General features: G+C 29.6%; 14 protein-coding genes. 6 read left to right on the forward strand and 8 right to left on the reverse strand.

Annotation, left to right across the window (positions count from 1 at the left end; all coding sequences use genetic code 11):
• Positions 1-43: 43 nt before the first annotated feature.
• Together ACZ49Z_RS01470 and ACZ49Z_RS01475 are read right to left on the reverse strand one after the other, a co-directional pair.
• Entirely contained in the window at positions 44-910 is an 867-nt protein-coding gene (locus ACZ49Z_RS01470) for a glycoside hydrolase family 25 protein (protein WP_464306432.1), read from the reverse strand.
• Between the two features lie 8 nt (positions 911-918).
• On the reverse strand, positions 919-1650 hold the full coding sequence (locus tag ACZ49Z_RS01475) for a CDP-alcohol phosphatidyltransferase family protein (protein WP_464308034.1): 732 nt from the start codon (positions 1648-1650) through the stop codon (positions 919-921).
• 243 nt (positions 1651-1893) lie between these two features.
• Between ACZ49Z_RS01475 and ACZ49Z_RS01480 the strand changes: the two genes are divergently transcribed.
• Together ACZ49Z_RS01480 and ACZ49Z_RS01485 are read left to right on the forward strand one after the other, a co-directional pair.
• The gene (locus tag ACZ49Z_RS01480; RefSeq protein ID WP_464306433.1) at positions 1894-2964 is read left to right on the forward strand and encodes a putative type IX sorting system protein PorV2; all 1071 of its coding nucleotides are present in this window, start codon (positions 1894-1896) and stop codon (positions 2962-2964) included.
• Positions 2965-2982: 18 nt separating this feature from the next.
• The gene (locus tag ACZ49Z_RS01485) at positions 2983-4098 is read left to right on the forward strand and encodes a lipoprotein N-acyltransferase Lnb domain-containing protein (protein WP_464306434.1); all 1116 of its coding nucleotides are present in this window, start codon (positions 2983-2985) and stop codon (positions 4096-4098) included.
• A gap of 112 nt (positions 4099-4210) precedes the next feature.
• On the opposite strand, the gene ACZ49Z_RS01490 is transcribed toward ACZ49Z_RS01485, so the two are convergent.
• Positions 4211-4573 carry a DUF983 domain-containing protein gene (locus ACZ49Z_RS01490; RefSeq protein ID WP_464306435.1) on the reverse strand — a complete coding sequence of 121 codons (363 nt, stop codon included), beginning with the start codon at positions 4571-4573 and terminating at the stop codon, positions 4211-4213.
• Between the two features lie 90 nt (positions 4574-4663).
• On the opposite strand from ACZ49Z_RS01490, the gene ACZ49Z_RS01495 reads away from it, so the two are divergent.
• A complete protein-coding gene (locus tag ACZ49Z_RS01495; protein ID WP_464306436.1) occupies positions 4664-5530 on the forward strand; it encodes an AraC family transcriptional regulator in 867 nt (288 codons plus the stop codon).
• On the opposite strand, the gene ACZ49Z_RS01500 is transcribed toward ACZ49Z_RS01495, so the two are convergent.
• Positions 5527-5763, reverse strand: a complete 237-nt coding sequence (locus ACZ49Z_RS01500) for a hypothetical protein (RefSeq protein WP_464306437.1) — start codon at positions 5761-5763, stop codon at positions 5527-5529. The genes ACZ49Z_RS01495 and ACZ49Z_RS01500 overlap by 4 nt on opposite strands.
• Positions 5764-5842: 79 nt before the next feature.
• Here ACZ49Z_RS01500 and ACZ49Z_RS01505 point away from each other — a divergent pair, with 79 nt between their 5' ends.
• From ACZ49Z_RS01505 to ACZ49Z_RS01515, 3 genes are all read left to right on the forward strand, one after another.
• Complete coding sequence (locus ACZ49Z_RS01505; protein ID WP_464306438.1) at positions 5843-6892, forward strand: DUF2891 domain-containing protein; 1050 nt, start codon at positions 5843-5845, stop codon at positions 6890-6892.
• Positions 6893-6970: 78 nt separating this feature from the next.
• Positions 6971-8539 carry an NAD(P)/FAD-dependent oxidoreductase gene (locus ACZ49Z_RS01510; RefSeq protein WP_464306439.1) on the forward strand — a complete coding sequence of 523 codons (1569 nt, stop codon included), beginning with the start codon at positions 6971-6973 and terminating at the stop codon, positions 8537-8539.
• Positions 8540-8755: 216 nt separating this feature from the next.
• Positions 8756-10117, forward strand: coding sequence for a transposase family protein (locus ACZ49Z_RS01515; protein ID WP_464304430.1), 1362 nt, complete (start codon positions 8756-8758; stop codon positions 10115-10117).
• Between the two features lie 259 nt (positions 10118-10376).
• Here ACZ49Z_RS01515 and ACZ49Z_RS01520 read toward each other — a convergent pair whose 3' ends face one another.
• The 4 genes from ACZ49Z_RS01520 to ACZ49Z_RS01535 form a co-directional block, all read right to left on the reverse strand.
• Entirely contained in the window at positions 10377-11744 is a 1368-nt protein-coding gene (locus tag ACZ49Z_RS01520; protein WP_464306440.1) for a sugar transferase, read from the reverse strand.
• A gap of 90 nt (positions 11745-11834) precedes the next feature.
• Complete coding sequence (locus ACZ49Z_RS01525) at positions 11835-12854, reverse strand: glycosyltransferase family 4 protein (protein ID WP_464306441.1); 1020 nt, start codon at positions 12852-12854, stop codon at positions 11835-11837.
• Complete coding sequence (locus ACZ49Z_RS01530) at positions 12811-14106, reverse strand: O-antigen ligase family protein (protein ID WP_464306442.1); 1296 nt, start codon at positions 14104-14106, stop codon at positions 12811-12813. Before ACZ49Z_RS01530 ends, ACZ49Z_RS01525 begins: the two co-directional genes overlap by 44 nt.
• Positions 14107-14170: 64 nt before the next feature.
• A complete protein-coding gene (locus tag ACZ49Z_RS01535; protein ID WP_464306443.1) occupies positions 14171-15241 on the reverse strand; it encodes a glycosyltransferase family 4 protein in 1071 nt (356 codons plus the stop codon).
• Positions 15242-15248: the final 7 nt, after the last annotated feature.

The raw sequence follows: 15248 nt of genomic DNA on the forward strand, positions 1-15248 counted from the left end.
GTTTTTAGTAAATCGTTAAACAAATATACTATTATTTTTTAAACTAACGATTTACATTTGAAATAAATTTAACAAAATTATCATTAAACACATTTAAATCAACGGTTCCATCAATCCCTTCAACCCTACCTCTTTCTGTAAATTGCCATATTAACCAATCTTTTTCGGGTTTCTTTTTCCAAATATTATAATTTGCAATCCACAATGGATAATCTGAGAATTCGTCTTTTAAAAAATCGGTATAATAACTTTCTCCAGAATAAATAATGGGTTTCATTTTATAATGTTTCTCCACTTTGGCTAACCATCTTCTCAGGCCAACTTTTAAACTGTCTATAGATTGTGTTTTGGGTAACTTTTCAATATCTAGTACAGGAGGAAAATCGCCTTTAGCTAAATTCACAGTTTTAATAAAGTTATCTGCTTGCTGCAATGAGTTTTCATTGGGTCTATAGTAATGATAGGCACCACATATGAAATTATTTTCTTTTGCCTTTTTCCAATTTCTTTTAAATTTTTTATCTACTTTGTTTTTTCCTGCTGTTGCTCTTATAAAAACAAATGATAGTTCGAAAGTATCTTCTACTTTTCCAATTTTATCCCATTGTATTCTTCCTTGGTATTCAGACACGTCAAAACCAAACACATGATCTTCATGAGTACTTAAAACTTCATATATTCTCACATCTGCAATTTCTCTGTCTTTCTGCGATAGCTCTTTGCTACTTTTATTTGTTTTAAAGCCTAAATAATATAGCAATCCGTCTCTAAAATAATATATTCCTCCTCCAACAATCACCATTATAAACATAGAAAAAAACCAAAGAATAATTTTCCTAAAAAAACTAGGTTTACTCTTTGGTTTCATTTTCTTTCTATTGTAAGTGTTGGCTCTATTCTTTATAGCCATACTGAAATTTATTTTTTTGAAATTGCATTTAAAATTAAAGAAAGGATAATATAACTAAAAATGATTACAGGAATGGCTATAAAACCTATACTAAAAAGTAAAACTAAAGCATAAACTAAAAAGACAATTTGAAGCTTAGCATGTTCCCAATCTAATTTTTTAAATTTTAACGAGAAAAGTGGAATTTCAGCATTTAATAAATAGGAACTCACAAAAATTATTACTACTAAAATGTAAGGATTATCAAATGCGCTCAATAACCAATCATAGCCTCCAACATATTGAATCATAGGGATACTCATAATTAACAATGTATTTGCAGGTGTTGGCAAACCAATAAAAGAATCTGTTTGACGTTTATCTATATTAAAATTTGCTAATCGGTAACAAGATGCTAACGTAATTGCAAAACCTAAATAGGGCACAAATCCCATATAGGCAGTTTCTTCAGTAACCCAATACCTTTCATCATTCAATTGAATATATTCAAGCAACTTAAACATCATTAAACCAGGCACAACTCCACTAGTAACCATATCTGCAAGTGAGTCTAATTGTAAACCTAACTCACTAGGAACATTCAACTTTCTCGCCAAAAAACCATCCCAAAAATCAAAAAATATTCCTAAACAAACGAATAAAAAGGCATGATCATAAAAACCATTAAAAATACTTATAAGTGCTAATAAGCCACTTAACAGGTTTAACATTGTTAATGCGTTTGGAATAAATCTTTTAATATTCATATTTTTTGGTTTAAAATGGCTTTTTACTGAATTCTTTACATATATTAATGTAGTTCTAAAAAAATATAACGTGTTAATTTTTAAAGAAATAACCCATTTAATATGCTTGGATTATTCAAAAAAGCGCAATAAAATGTAATTTAATTTAATTAAGAACAAATGTAATACAATAAGTTAATACATTTTGAGTTTACTAATTAAGATTTTTATTCCATCTTTGTAAAAATTTATTTTGATTTGAAAAAGACCCTTTATATAGTATTGCTATTACAAACATTATTATCGAGTAGTCAAACCGTTAGGAAATATTCTAATGAATTTTTGAGTATTGGTGTAGATGCTGCTGCTCTAGGAATGAGTAATGCTGTTACAGCACAAACAAATGATGTTAACTCTGGTTATTGGAATCCTGCTGGATTAATACAATTAGAAGACAAGCAGTTTTCCCTAATGCATGCCAATTATTTTGCGAATATAGCGCAATATGATTATGCTGGTTTTGCAACACCTATTGATGATAGAAGTGCTATTGGCTTTTCTTTAATACGCTTTGGTGTAGATGATATTTTAAACACCACACAATTAATTGACAGTCAAGGAAACATAGATTACAATAGAATTTCACTTTTTTCTACTGCAGATTATGCACTAACCATTTCTTATGCAAGAAAACTTCCGTTAGACGGTATAAATTATGGTGTTAATGCAAAAATTATTCATAGAATTATTGGAAATTTTGCTACTGCTTGGGGATTTGGATTTGATGTTGGCATCCAATATAAAACCGATAACGAGTGGTTATTTGGCTTGATGCTTAGAGATATTACCACAACCTACAATACATGGTCCTTTAACGAGGAAGAATATCAAAAAATAAAAGATGCTGTCCCTGGAGAAAACCAAGAATTACCAGAAACAAGTGAAATTACACTCCCTAAAGCACAATTAGGAATTGCTAAAAAGTATATATTTAGATATGATTATAGCTTGACAGCCGCTGCTAATTTAAACATGCAGTTTACACAAACAAACGATATAATATCTACAAAATCAGTCAGTATGGATCCAGCAATAGGTTTTGAGTTTGGTTATATTGATTTGGCTTTTTTAAGGGCTGGTGTTGGAAATTTTCAAAAAATTACACAAATAGACAATACAAACAAACTAAGTTTCCAACCTAATATTGGATTAGGCTTCAAATATAAAGGAATTCAAGTAGATTATGCGCTCACAGATTTAGGAGATCAAAGTGCAGCTTTATATTCTAATATATTTTCTTTGAAAGTAGACTTTGATATTTTTAGATAATTTAAAAATATATAATTCATGTTTAAAAAGATACTTATAACGCTAACAATTCTTTTTTCATCTTTGGGTTTATCGCAAAAAATTCAACTATCCAATGACTCCCAAATTAGCGTTTTAACTTGTGGTGCAGGAAATGAATCATATTCTCTTTACGGTCATACTGCTATAAGAATTAAAGATAATATTCAAAATTTTGATATTGTATATAACTATGGGACATTTGATTTTAATACCCCAAACTTTATTTTAAAATTTGTTAAAGGAGATTTACAATATTTTGTATCTACAAGCAGCTATCCAAATTTTGAATATGCATATCAATATGAAAACCGTTCTATATATGAACAAGTTTTAAATTTATCATTAGAAAAAAAACAACAGCTTTTTGACATGCTAAACACTTCTTTACGAAGTGATGAACGATTTTATATGTATAAATTTATTGATAGAAACTGCACAAATATGGTTGTTGACAAAATAAACCTCGTGCTTAATGATACAATAATTACAACAAAAAAGCCTGTAGAAATTTCATATAGAGAAATACTTTTTCCCTATTCTAAGAACCATTTTTTTGAGCAGTTAGGTATCAATATTATTTTTGGAGACAAAGTTGACCAAAAAGCAGACCGTTTATTTCTTCCTTTTGAATTGTTGGATGTTTTAAAAAACACAAAAACAGACAATCAACCCTTGGTTTCTAAAACAAAAACACTATTCGAGGCTCGCCCAACCAGCTTTGAACCTTCTATAATAAATAGCATTTACACTGTAATAGTTCTATTGCTTATTATTGTGCTCTTAAACAGAAAAAAAATCAACTTAATATATTATTCTATCACTGGATTAATAGGCCTTTTTCTATGCTTGGTAGGACTTTATTCTTTTCACGAAGAAGTAATGTGGAACTATAATGCACTGCTTTTTAATCCGTTTTATTTAGTTTTAACCTATTATATTATTAAAGGTAATAAAGACAAAATTGTTTTATTTGGAAAATTAATTTTAGGATTACTTCTTGTTTATATTATTTACATGATGAACAAAGTGCATTTGCAAATGCTACTACCTTTTATTGTTTGTCATTTTATTTTAGTTGGAAGGATGATTTTAGATATTAAAAAAGTACGTTAATATTAAACTCATTGAGTTTTTGTTTAAACTATTTTTTTTTCGAAAAACCTTATTGCCGTTGAATTTGCATTTATGGCATAAAAAAGATGCTATTTACTTAAAGCTTCTTTTTTTATTTAGAATAATTCTTAAACATATAGATCCAAATCATTCTTGAAAGTTTTATATTGAAAATAGAAAGCATAATGATTACAGTTACAATAATGGGAAAAATTCTCAAATCAAATGTCTTTTCAAAAAAAGAAAACACAATAAAATAAGTAATTAATGCTTCAGCAGCACCAAGAGCGTAATTAATAAACATAGCTCCAAAAAAGAATCCTGGTTCTTTTTCAAATTTAAAATCACAATTAGGACAATTCTTATGCATTTTAGGAAAACCTAACCCTAAATTGATTAATCCATTCTTGAAAACTTTACCTTTTGAACAATTTGGACATTTGTTACCAAAAAGTTTTTTTAGCGTTTGTATCATTGTATGTAAATTTTAGCAAAAGTATAATATTATTCGTTCTACTAAGTTTTGTATATTCGCTAAAAAGTGCACAAAAAAGACATTGCTATTATGAAACAATATCCCGTTTATGAGATAGAAAATTTTGATGAAAATATATATTACAATAACCTTTATGTAAGTTCCTTTAAAGAGCATTTGAAGAAACATCATTTTATAGAAGATTTACACAGGCATAATTTTTATTTATTGGTTTTCTTCACAAAAGGAGAAGGTAAACATACAATTGATTTTGATACTTTTGAAATTAAAAAAGGTAGTTTGTTTTTGATGCAACCTGGACAAATTCATTCTTGGATGTTATCCGATGATATTGAAGGCTACATAGTTTTTTATTCTAAAGAAATTTTCAATCTCCATTTTAAAAGCAAAAAAATAGAACATTATTCTTTTTTTCAATCATTCACAAATAATCCAGAAATACTACTTAATGCAGAAAACATTATAAAAATGACACTTTATTTTGATTTAATGCTTGAAGAAAGTATGGATAATTTGAGCTACAGAAAAGATAAACTATTAAATCTCTTGGATATAATTCATGTTGAAATTGCTAGGATTTACTCTTCCGAAAATCAGCAAGAAAAACCCATTTACAATTATAAATTGAAACAATTTAATGTTTTATTAGAAGCTCATTTTAAAGAAGAAAAATCGCCTACTTTTTATGCGGAAAAAATGGCGATTACTTTAAAACATCTTAATCGAATTACTAAGTCGGTTTTGAATAAAACAGTTACTGAACTAATTGCTCAACGTGTAATTTTAGAAAGTAAGCGTCTAATGGTGGAGCGCAATTTAACAATTAATCAAATCGCGGATGAACTTGGATATTCTAGTGCTAATTATTTTGTAAAACTGTTTAAAAAACAAGAAGGAATGACTACAAAAATGTTTTTAAAGCAAATTTTTAATTAAGAAGAATAAACTTCTCCACGATGCGGTCTTAAAGCGTCACGAACAATAATCATATCCTTTTCTTCTACTACCATAAAAGCAATAGCATACATTTCATTAATGATTTCGAATCCAGTAATATCTAGCCCGAATTTTTCAAGTTGAATATATTCCTTCAAATGAATTTCATGATGTTCAGCAGTTTTTGCAGCCGCTTGCCCTCTAAAATCCCAGATTAACTTTATTTTTCGCATTAGTATTAATTTTATGAATTGTCTTTTTAAATGAAGCTTCAAAGGTAGGTTTTTATTAAATTTGAAAAAACTTTATCAAATGAAATATTCAATCTTCTTTGTTTTTATAATAGGACAATTATTTTCTCAAGAATTAACTATAGAACAAGCAAACCATTTAGCAACATTACCTATTAAATGTTTGCAGCAAGAATATCCAAACAAACTAAATCAATTATTGTTGAATGAAACTGAATTACAATCACCAAAAGAATTGCATCCTGCATTTTATGGATGTTTCGATTGGCATTCTTCAGTCCATGGGCATTGGAGTTTGGTGTATTTGTTAAATCATTTTCAAGATTTAAAAGAAAAAGAAGATATAATTAATAAACTAGAAATTAATTTATCTAAAGAGAATATTGAAAAAGAAATTGAATATTTTAATAAAGCTCATGAAAAATCATTTGAAAGAACTTATGGGTGGAATTGGTTGTTAAAGCTACAATTAGAATTAGAGAAAAGCAAGCTAGAATTTGCAAAACCATTAGCAGAAAATTTAAAACCTTTAACGCATTTATTAATTGAAAGATATTCTGAGTTTTTGCCAAAATTATTATATCCTATTAGAGTGGGTACTCATTCTAATACTGCTTTTGGATTAACAAATGCTTGGGATTATGCTATATATACCAATAATGTTGCTTTCCAAAATAGTATTAAGAAAAATGCATTGAGAATGTATGCTTCAGACGAAGATTGTCCTTTTTTTTGGGAACCAAGCGGAACCGATTTTTTATCTCCTTGTATGGAAGAAATTGGGCTAATGCAGAGAATCTTGCCCGAAAAAGAGTTCTTGGTTTGGTTGAAAAAATTTGCCCCAAATTTGTTTGAAAAGAACTTTGAGTGGGAAACGGCAAAAGTTTCGGATAGGACAGATGGTCATTTAGTGCATCTTGATGGATTAAATTTTAGTAGAGCATGGAATCTTTATGCTTTATGTAATCAATATCCAAAACGATTTTCTCATTTAAAAAAAATGGCAAATAGCCACTTAATGTTTTCATTGCCTTCTGTTGTAGATGGTAATTATGAAGGAGAACATTGGTTGGCTTCTTTTGCTTTAAGAGCTTTTGAAGCAAAAAACTAATTAGATTTGATTACTTTTGCAAAAAAATGAATAAAACTTTTTTGAAATAAATAATTTATTCTATAAAACAAATAAAAAATGCCTCGCGAATTACAATTTCAAGTCTCTCCAGAAGTAGCTGCTAATGAAGTAATGTTAGCTAATCATGTTGCAAAATTACTTCAAGTATCGTCTAAGGAAATTCAGAAAGTGAATGTATTAAAAAGATCAATTGATGCAAGGCAAAAAAACATTAAAATAAATATAAAAGCTACGGTTTTCTTTATAGGAGAAACTTATGTGGCATCAAAAATTGAGTTACCTAATTATCCGAATGTTGAAAATGCTCAAGAAGTATTAGTTGTTGGAGCAGGACCAGCAGGATTGTTTGCCGCTTTACAATTAATCGAATTAGAGCTAAAACCAATTGTATTAGAAAGAGGAAAAGATGTTCGTGGTCGTCGACGCGATTTGAAAGCAATAAATGTTGATCATATTGTTAATGAAGATTCTAATTATTGTTTTGGTGAAGGAGGAGCTGGAACATACTCAGACGGAAAACTATATACTCGTTCTAAAAAAAGAGGCGATGTGGATCGTATTCTTCAATTATTGGTTGGGTTTGGAGCTTCCGATGAAATTATAGTGGAAGCGCATCCTCATATTGGAACTAATAAATTACCACAAATAATTCAGGATATACGTAAAAAAATAATTGCTTGTGGAGGAAAAGTACTATTCGAAACCAAAGTAACTGATATTTTAATAAAGAATAATGAAATAGAAGGTGTTGTTTTGCAAGATGGGAGTAGTATAAATGCTAGTAAATTGATTTTAGCTACAGGACATTCTGCTCGTGATATTTTTGAATTGCTTGACAGAAAGAATATTCATATAGAAGCAAAGCCCTTTGCGTTAGGGGTTCGTGCAGAACATCCTCAAGAATTAATAGATAAAATTCAATATTCATGCGATTTTAGAGGCGATTTTTTGCCTCCAGCTCCATATTCTATTGTGAAACAGGTAGCGGGTAGAGGTATGTATTCTTTTTGCATGTGCCCAGGAGGTGTAATTGCACCTTGTGCGACAAGTCCAGGTGAGGTTGTGACCAACGGTTGGTCTCCTTCAAAACGCGATCAAGCAACAGCAAACTCTGGAATAGTTGTTGAATTGCGGTTAGAAGATTTTAAACCTTTCGAAAAATTTGGTGCATTAGCTGGTGTAGAATTTCAAAAAGCTATAGAACAAAAAGCATGGCAACTAGCTGGGAAAACACAGAAAGTACCTGCACAAAAAATGGTCGATTTTACACAAAAAAAAGTATCGTCTAATATCCCAAAAACATCATATGTCCCTGGAACAACAGCTGTAGAATTGGGTGAGGTGTTTCCTAATTTTTTAACCAATACTATGCGAGAAGGATTTGCTCAGTTTGGAAAATCTATGAGAGGATATTTCACAAATGAAGCCATTTTGCATGCTCCAGAAAGTAGAACCTCATCTCCTGTTAGAATTCCACGCGATTCGATAACATTGGAACATGTGCAAATTAAAGGATTATACCCTTGTGGTGAAGGAGCAGGTTATGCTGGAGGGATTATTTCTGCTGCAATAGATGGTGAGAAATGTGCGCTTAAAATAAAAGAAAGTTTAAGATTTGATTCTTAATTTCATTGGCATTTTTATACTTAGTATACAAAAAATAGTTAACTAAGAACGTGCCAATGAAATCCAAAAACACAATACTATAATATTTTTAACTCAAAAGGCACATTCACAATTAAATAAATACTTGCTTATCAGTTATTTAATTTGTATTTTAGAAGAAACAAACCCCGAGAATGCTCAAAAAGAGTCAAAAACGGGGTTTTCTTTTAAATATGTATGTCAAAAATAATACGAATAAGTGAATTTCAGCACAAATTGCCTTTAAATATTATCAATGAAGATTTTAATGTTTTTTATGAGCAATTTCTAAAGTCTGATTTAGGTAAAATTCATCTAGCTACACCTTTTTCAGAACTTTCTCAAAGTTTTAAATTGAAAGCGTGCAAAAAAGGTCCAGATTGCATTTTTAGTACTAAAGGTAAGATTGCCTTGATGATGCTAAAAAACTATTATGGTTGTTCTGATGCTAAACTAATCGAGTTGTTAAACGGAAATGTTTACATGCAATACTTTTGTGATATTGTATTACCTCTAGATTCCCCGCTTACAAATTTTAAAATAGTTAGCCAAATAAGAATGGAATTAGCCAAAAAATTAGATGTTCGAAAAGTTCAAGAAACATTAGCTAAAAGCTGGCTACCTTATATGAATGATTTAGACAAAGTCTTGATAGATGCCACTTGTTATGAGAGTGAGTTGCGTTTTCCTACCAATGAGAAACTACTTTGGGAATGTATTGTGTGGAATTACAATCAAATGAAATCATTATGTGGAATTTTAAAAATAAAACTTCCAAGAACCAAATATATTGATTGGTGTAAACGCTACAATGAGTATTCTAGAAAAAGAAAAAAAACAGCAAAGCAACGAACAAAAATGACTCGTGGTCTTCTGAAATTATTATATAAACTTAATGGAGAATTGAGTAAAATTGAAAATCAATATTCCTTTGAGCCAACCACAAAATACAGCAAACAACGCAGAATAATCCGTCTTATTTACCAACAACAATCAAAAATTTTTGCAACAGGAAAAAGCGTTCCCGATAGAATTGTTAGCATAAATAAAAGTTATATTCGCCCAATTGTGCGTGGTAAAGAAGTAAAACAAGTAGAATTTGGAGCAAAAGTAAATAAAATTCAAATTGATGGAATCAATTTTATAGAACATATAGAATACCGTGCCTTTAACGAAGGAACTCGATTTCAAAACAGTATATTTTGCGCACAAAATCTAACTAAAACTAAAGTAAGAATTACTGGAGCTGATGCTATTTATGCCACAAATAAAAACAGAACTTTTTCGTCCACAAATAACATACAAACAGACTTTGTTAGAAAAGGAAAAGCTGGAAAACACGAAGAGCATAGAAAGAAGCTAGCCTCAGAAATTAAAAAAGAAAGAGCTACTCGATTAGAAGGTAGTTTTGGCAAAGAAAAAGAGCACTATAATTTACGAAAGATAAAAGCTAGAACCAAGAAAAGTGAAATGCTTTGGATTTTTTTCGGAATACATACAGCTAATGCTAAAGAAATAGGAAGAAGAATTTACAAAAATCAAACACAACTAGCAGCGTAAAGTATTCAAAAAAATACTTTATAGGAAAAGTGCGTCTTGTTGAGAAATATCAAATTTAAAAATCATAAAAACATATAATTTTTACTACAAAATAAAAAACCTCAATTATATTAATATGAATTGAGGTTTTTATTTAAAGTATTTTTCAAAAAATCTTGTTACTTCTGAATTTGCCTAATCTAATTTGTTTTAGTTAAGGTGTTTTTTTCTAAAAAACTTATTTCTGCTAAATTTTCATAAAAAAGAACATAAAACAAACTTATTGCCCTCTAGCAAAAAGTATTGTACTTAAAGTCTTCATTACGATATTCACATCTAAAAACAAACTTCTGTGTTTGATGTAGTAAAGATCATATCTAAGTTTCATTAGGCTATCTTCTAAATTTTCTCCATAAGGATAATTAACCTGAGCCCAACCTGTCAAACCCGGCTTGATTACATGTCTTGTTTGATATAAAGGTATATTTTTGGCAATTTCTTCCACAAACATAGGTCGTTCTGGTCTAGGTCCAATTATTGACATTTCTGCTTTTAAAACATTAATAAATTGCGGTACTTCATCAATTCTCAATCTTCTTAACAATCGACCAAAAGGAGTAATCCTTGCATCATTTGTTGAAGCGAAAACAGCACCATTTACTTCTGCATTAATAATCATCGTACGTAACTTATATATTTTAAAAAGATTACCGTTCCTACCCACTCTTTCTTGAGTATATAACAATGGACCTTTATTCCAAATAACATTTAAAATTAATAAAACTGGAATCATTATTCCTAAACAAATTATCCCAAAAACAGATAAAAGTATATCAAAAAAACGAGTATAAAACGCATAAAGGGCATTTTGATTACTTCTGCTAAATGGAAAAAACTTATACAACTCTTTACTGTTATGAAATTGGATAGGCAATCTATTCGTGCTATATTCATATACTTCAGAATATTCTCTAATAATAACTCCGTTTTCAAGTAATTTTAAAAGATGCGAATATAATTCAGTTCCTATCGTTCTCGTATAACTGTTAGTAACCACTATTTCAGAAATTTGATTTTTCATTACAATTTCCTCCAAAGCATCCAGTTCAATTTTTTTTATTTTACTTTCCTTTGTTTTATTATTCGTTGAAAGATACCCAACAACTTTATAATGCGGATCTGCTTTTACTAACTGATCGACTAAATCATCGATTTTTTTTCCGTTACCTACAAAAATCACCCTTTTTATAAATCTATTGGTAGTCAAAAACGTAATATAAAAATTCCTCCAAACTAAAAGCGAAAAGAAAATTGCAAAGAAAAACAAGACTATTTGTAGCCTGTTAGAAGGCAGAACAGGCGTATAAAAAGGTGTTAATAAATAGAACAATGTAGTTATTGCAGAAGTTAGCATTATACTTTTAAGAATTTGAAACTTATTGCTTGAAATCTGCAGGTTATACATCTCAAAAACAGTCCCAACCACAGTTATGTATAATGCCAAAACTATAGACGAAAAATAATTATTTGTTGTAATTTTAAAATAATCGAAAAAAATAAATTTTCCAATTAAATAAAGGGCTGTTAGCACAAACAAAACATCAAAAACTCGTAAAAGGATTTTTCTTTCTGATATTTCAAAATGCATTTTTTTCTTACTTCTCATTCTCTGGGGGGCATTAATCATTTGCAAAATAAACAATAAAAAGATAGGAATAGAAATAAATATTGAAATTTTCTATTTAAGCAAAGAAACCCACTGTTCTTTCACATGCTTCCAATCTTTAGTCTCAACATTTTTTCTTGCATTACTAACTATTTTTTCTGTATGATTATCTGAATTTAAAATTAGAAGCGCAATAGCTTTCGCCATTCCAATAACATCATTATCATCTACAAGAACAGCATTTTCATTATTCGTAAGCATGTATGAAATACCTCCAACATTGGTAGAAACAACAGGCAAGCCAAGAGCCATTGCTTCCATGACACTTATTGGTGTATTGTCAAAATGCGTAGTATTAATAAAAATATCATGTTCCTCTGCTAATTGCCACCATTCTTCTTTTGAAAGCTGCCCTGTAAATTGAACTTTCAACCCTAAATCATTAGCCTTCTTTTGAGTTTCGATTAAGCTTCCATCTTTATCTGGACCAACCATTGTTAATGAAGCCTCAGGATGTGTTTTTCTCAACTCTAATAAAACATCAATTGCCATTTTTGGATTATAAATAGTTGCAAAAGCTCTAACCCATAATAACTTTGGAGTAAAATTTATTCTTCTCTTAAAAACGTAATGGTTAATCTCTATCGTATTTGGAATATAAATTATGTTTTCAAACCCTTTTGCTTCAAATTCACTTTTAAGATAATTTGAAGGAGCAACATTTTTATAAGCGTTATTAAAGAGTTGTTTGCATAAAAAGGGACTTGTTTCCAACCTGCTTGGCAAATTACCTCCATGAAGAATAGGAATATACTTTTTACCTAACACCCTACAAAGCTGGCTAATTATAAAGGAATACCAAAAAGCTTTTGTACTATAAGTATCAATAATCACATAATCTACTCTTCTAAATTTCATGAGTAGAATAAAAATCATATCAAGTACTCTCGCGATAAAGTTCTTTTTATCAGAAGCATAAACAACATTATACCCTTCGTTTACAAAAGATAACCCTAAAGTCTCTATAGTTGTTTTATTAAATCCATGACTAGATAGCTTGTTCCCTATGTAAAGTAGTCTCTTTCTGTTCATTGGTCTTATCAAATTTAACTTTCAATAGTGATAAAGCATATACAAATGCTGGTGCTGCCAAACGCATGGCCGCATGATTTATTGTGAGCAACCAGAAAAAATAAAAGGACAACAAAAACAAATGTGCCTTATTATCTAAATATAAAAACAAGGGTGTTATTAATAAAATGAGGATTGCTAAAATCCCTAAAGAGCCATGTTCGGCAAGCAACCTAGTTAGTTCATTATGAGAAGCAGCAACAATACCTATCAGCTCCTCCCTATACTCTTTATTTTTCCCCACCCCAATTCCTAAAACTGGGTTTTCCCAAAACATACTTAATTCTGTTCCTGCAATCTCTTCTCTTCCTCCTAATCTATCTTCTTTTACCCTTCCTTTGGCATCTTTGTTTGCGTATCTGTTTTCTATTAGTCCTCCTGTTTGAGAAACGCTATAAAACCAAACTCCTGATCCAACAACAAATGAAGAAAATAAAATTAAAAACAACTTTTTTTTCATTTTACTGTTTGAAAAAACAAAAAACACAAATAGCAATAACACGACCATGAAAACACCAGTAAAAACACCACCTCTCGAAAAAGTCATAATGGCTCTGTAAGTAGCCATTAACAAGAAAAAGAAATGCACTAATTGTGCTTTTTTACTCTTAGAATAAAGCATAAATAATGCAAAAAAACAAAACATTCCTAATCCTAATATGGTGGAAACTTGATTGGGACCAAATCCACCTGAAGTTTCAAAGTTAGATTGTGTTCCTGTCACTACATCTCTAATTGATGGATTGTATAAAAAAAGATAAACGAGTGTACTTATAATTGGCAATGCTAATGCCTTTAAAACAATCCCTATCTGTTCAAAAGTAATAGTCCTTCTATAACAATATAATGCAGAAACAAACAAAGTAACTTCACCCATAATATTAAAAGCAATTGCTTTTCGAACATTTACACTATATCCTAATGTTGTTGCACCAATTAAAACACCTGGAACTAACAATAACAAAAACAGCCAATAAACGAATGAAGATTTTGAGAATCCAGTAAAGAACATTCCCATTAGCAAAAAAATCATCACTTCATATTTTGCAATTTCATATAATACATTTCCGCCAGTCATTCTTAAAAAAACTTCAGACCCTACAACATAGGCACAAACCAATAATGCTTGATTTTTATTGTTCTGTGTTTTAAGAATTAGTGCAAAACCAATTATTAAAATTATAACGCCATATAATTTAGATAAAAATGGCATTATAAAAACAATTATAGCAAGAGCTATATGCAATGCAACTAAAAAAAAATACGAATTTAGACGATTAAGCATTTAAAAATTTAATATATTTTTCACTCACAGTTTCTGGAGTATAATTTTTCTCTATTTCATGTTTTAGATTTTCACCCAATAAGTTTCTTAATTCAATATTATCAATCAAATCAACAATAGCGTCATAAAAATTATTCACTTCAAAATTAGGGATTAATATTCCATTTATCCTATTTTTAACAACAATACTAATATCTCCAACAGTTGAAGAAACAACTGGCAATGCAAAATTACCATATTCTAACAAAGAAACAGGTAAGCCTTCAGAAAAAGAAGTTATAAACCCTATTGAAGACTGTTTTATTATAGCAGCTATATCATTACAGGAACCATATAAAAATACATTTTCTTTCAAATTTTCCTCATGAATTTTATTTTGAATGGAAGCCGAATAATCATCCTTAAAGTCTTTACCAACAAAATGAAATGTCCAATCTGGATGTGAATCTTTTAAAAGCTTGGCTACGCTTAGCACTAAAAAATGATTTTTTTGAGGTCTCAAATTAGACAAACAAAGTATTCTTTTCCCATTTTCTCCTTTCAAAAATGTAAGTTGTTCTAATTCAATTGAAAGTTCTGGAAAATTCGGCAAAAATATAACCTTATTACACCAAAGTTTCTCCTCACTCCAATTTTTTAATCTTTCATTCACCGAGATAACCCCAAAAAACAATAATGAAGCAAGTTTAAGAACTCTAGTAGGTCTTTTCTTTAAGAATTCGCTATTCCCATAATGGTCGTGCCAAATTATTTTTATTTTAGGATATGTAAGCTTCAACAAAAAAGCGAGAAAGAAAGAACTACTATGGGCATGTATAAAAGAAACTCTATTTGACTTTACAAACTTTCTTAGAGTAAAAACAGAATTAAAATCGATTTTTCTTTTCTTTTTTAAAAACTTATATTCAACATTTGACTTAATACTAAGCTTTAGATCTCCTTCTTTTCTTGTAGCAATTAATCCAGAAAACTCAAATTTATTCGCTAAAAGATTTGCCAAATTAACTGCCATTCTTTCAGCTCCACCTGGTTCTAAACTATCTATCAATTGAACAATTCGCATATTTATT

The sequence above is a fragment of the Flavobacterium sp. KY-23415 genome (genome assembly GCF_055384985.1).

What these genes read in the sequence shown, in the direction of transcription:
- ACZ49Z_RS01490 (WP_464306435.1), bottom strand. Translation starts at nt 4,573, where the DNA reads ATGATACAAACGCTAAAAAAACTTTTTGGTAACAAATGTCCAAATTGT.
- ACZ49Z_RS01485 (WP_464306434.1), top strand. Translation starts at nt 2,983, where the DNA reads ATGTTTAAAAAGATACTTATAACGCTAACAATTCTTTTTTCATCTTTG.
- ACZ49Z_RS01530 (WP_464306442.1), bottom strand. Translation starts at nt 14,106, where the DNA reads ATGCCATTTTTATCTAAATTATATGGCGTTATAATTTTAATAATTGGT.
- ACZ49Z_RS01495 (WP_464306436.1), top strand. Translation starts at nt 4,664, where the DNA reads ATGAAACAATATCCCGTTTATGAGATAGAAAATTTTGATGAAAATATA.
- ACZ49Z_RS01525 (WP_464306441.1), bottom strand. Translation starts at nt 12,854, where the DNA reads ATGAACAGAAAGAGACTACTTTACATAGGGAACAAGCTATCTAGTCAT.
- ACZ49Z_RS01505 (WP_464306438.1), top strand. Translation starts at nt 5,843, where the DNA reads ATGAAATATTCAATCTTCTTTGTTTTTATAATAGGACAATTATTTTCT.
- ACZ49Z_RS01510 (WP_464306439.1), top strand. Translation starts at nt 6,971, where the DNA reads ATGCCTCGCGAATTACAATTTCAAGTCTCTCCAGAAGTAGCTGCTAAT.
- ACZ49Z_RS01500 (WP_464306437.1), bottom strand. Translation starts at nt 5,763, where the DNA reads ATGCGAAAAATAAAGTTAATCTGGGATTTTAGAGGGCAAGCGGCTGCA.
- ACZ49Z_RS01520 (WP_464306440.1), bottom strand. Translation starts at nt 11,744, where the DNA reads ATGCATTTTGAAATATCAGAAAGAAAAATCCTTTTACGAGTTTTTGAT.
- ACZ49Z_RS01515 (WP_464304430.1), top strand. Translation starts at nt 8,756, where the DNA reads ATGTCAAAAATAATACGAATAAGTGAATTTCAGCACAAATTGCCTTTA.
- ACZ49Z_RS01470 (WP_464306432.1), bottom strand. Translation starts at nt 910, where the DNA reads ATGGCTATAAAGAATAGAGCCAACACTTACAATAGAAAGAAAATGAAA.
- ACZ49Z_RS01535 (WP_464306443.1), bottom strand. Translation starts at nt 15,241, where the DNA reads ATGCGAATTGTTCAATTGATAGATAGTTTAGAACCAGGTGGAGCTGAA.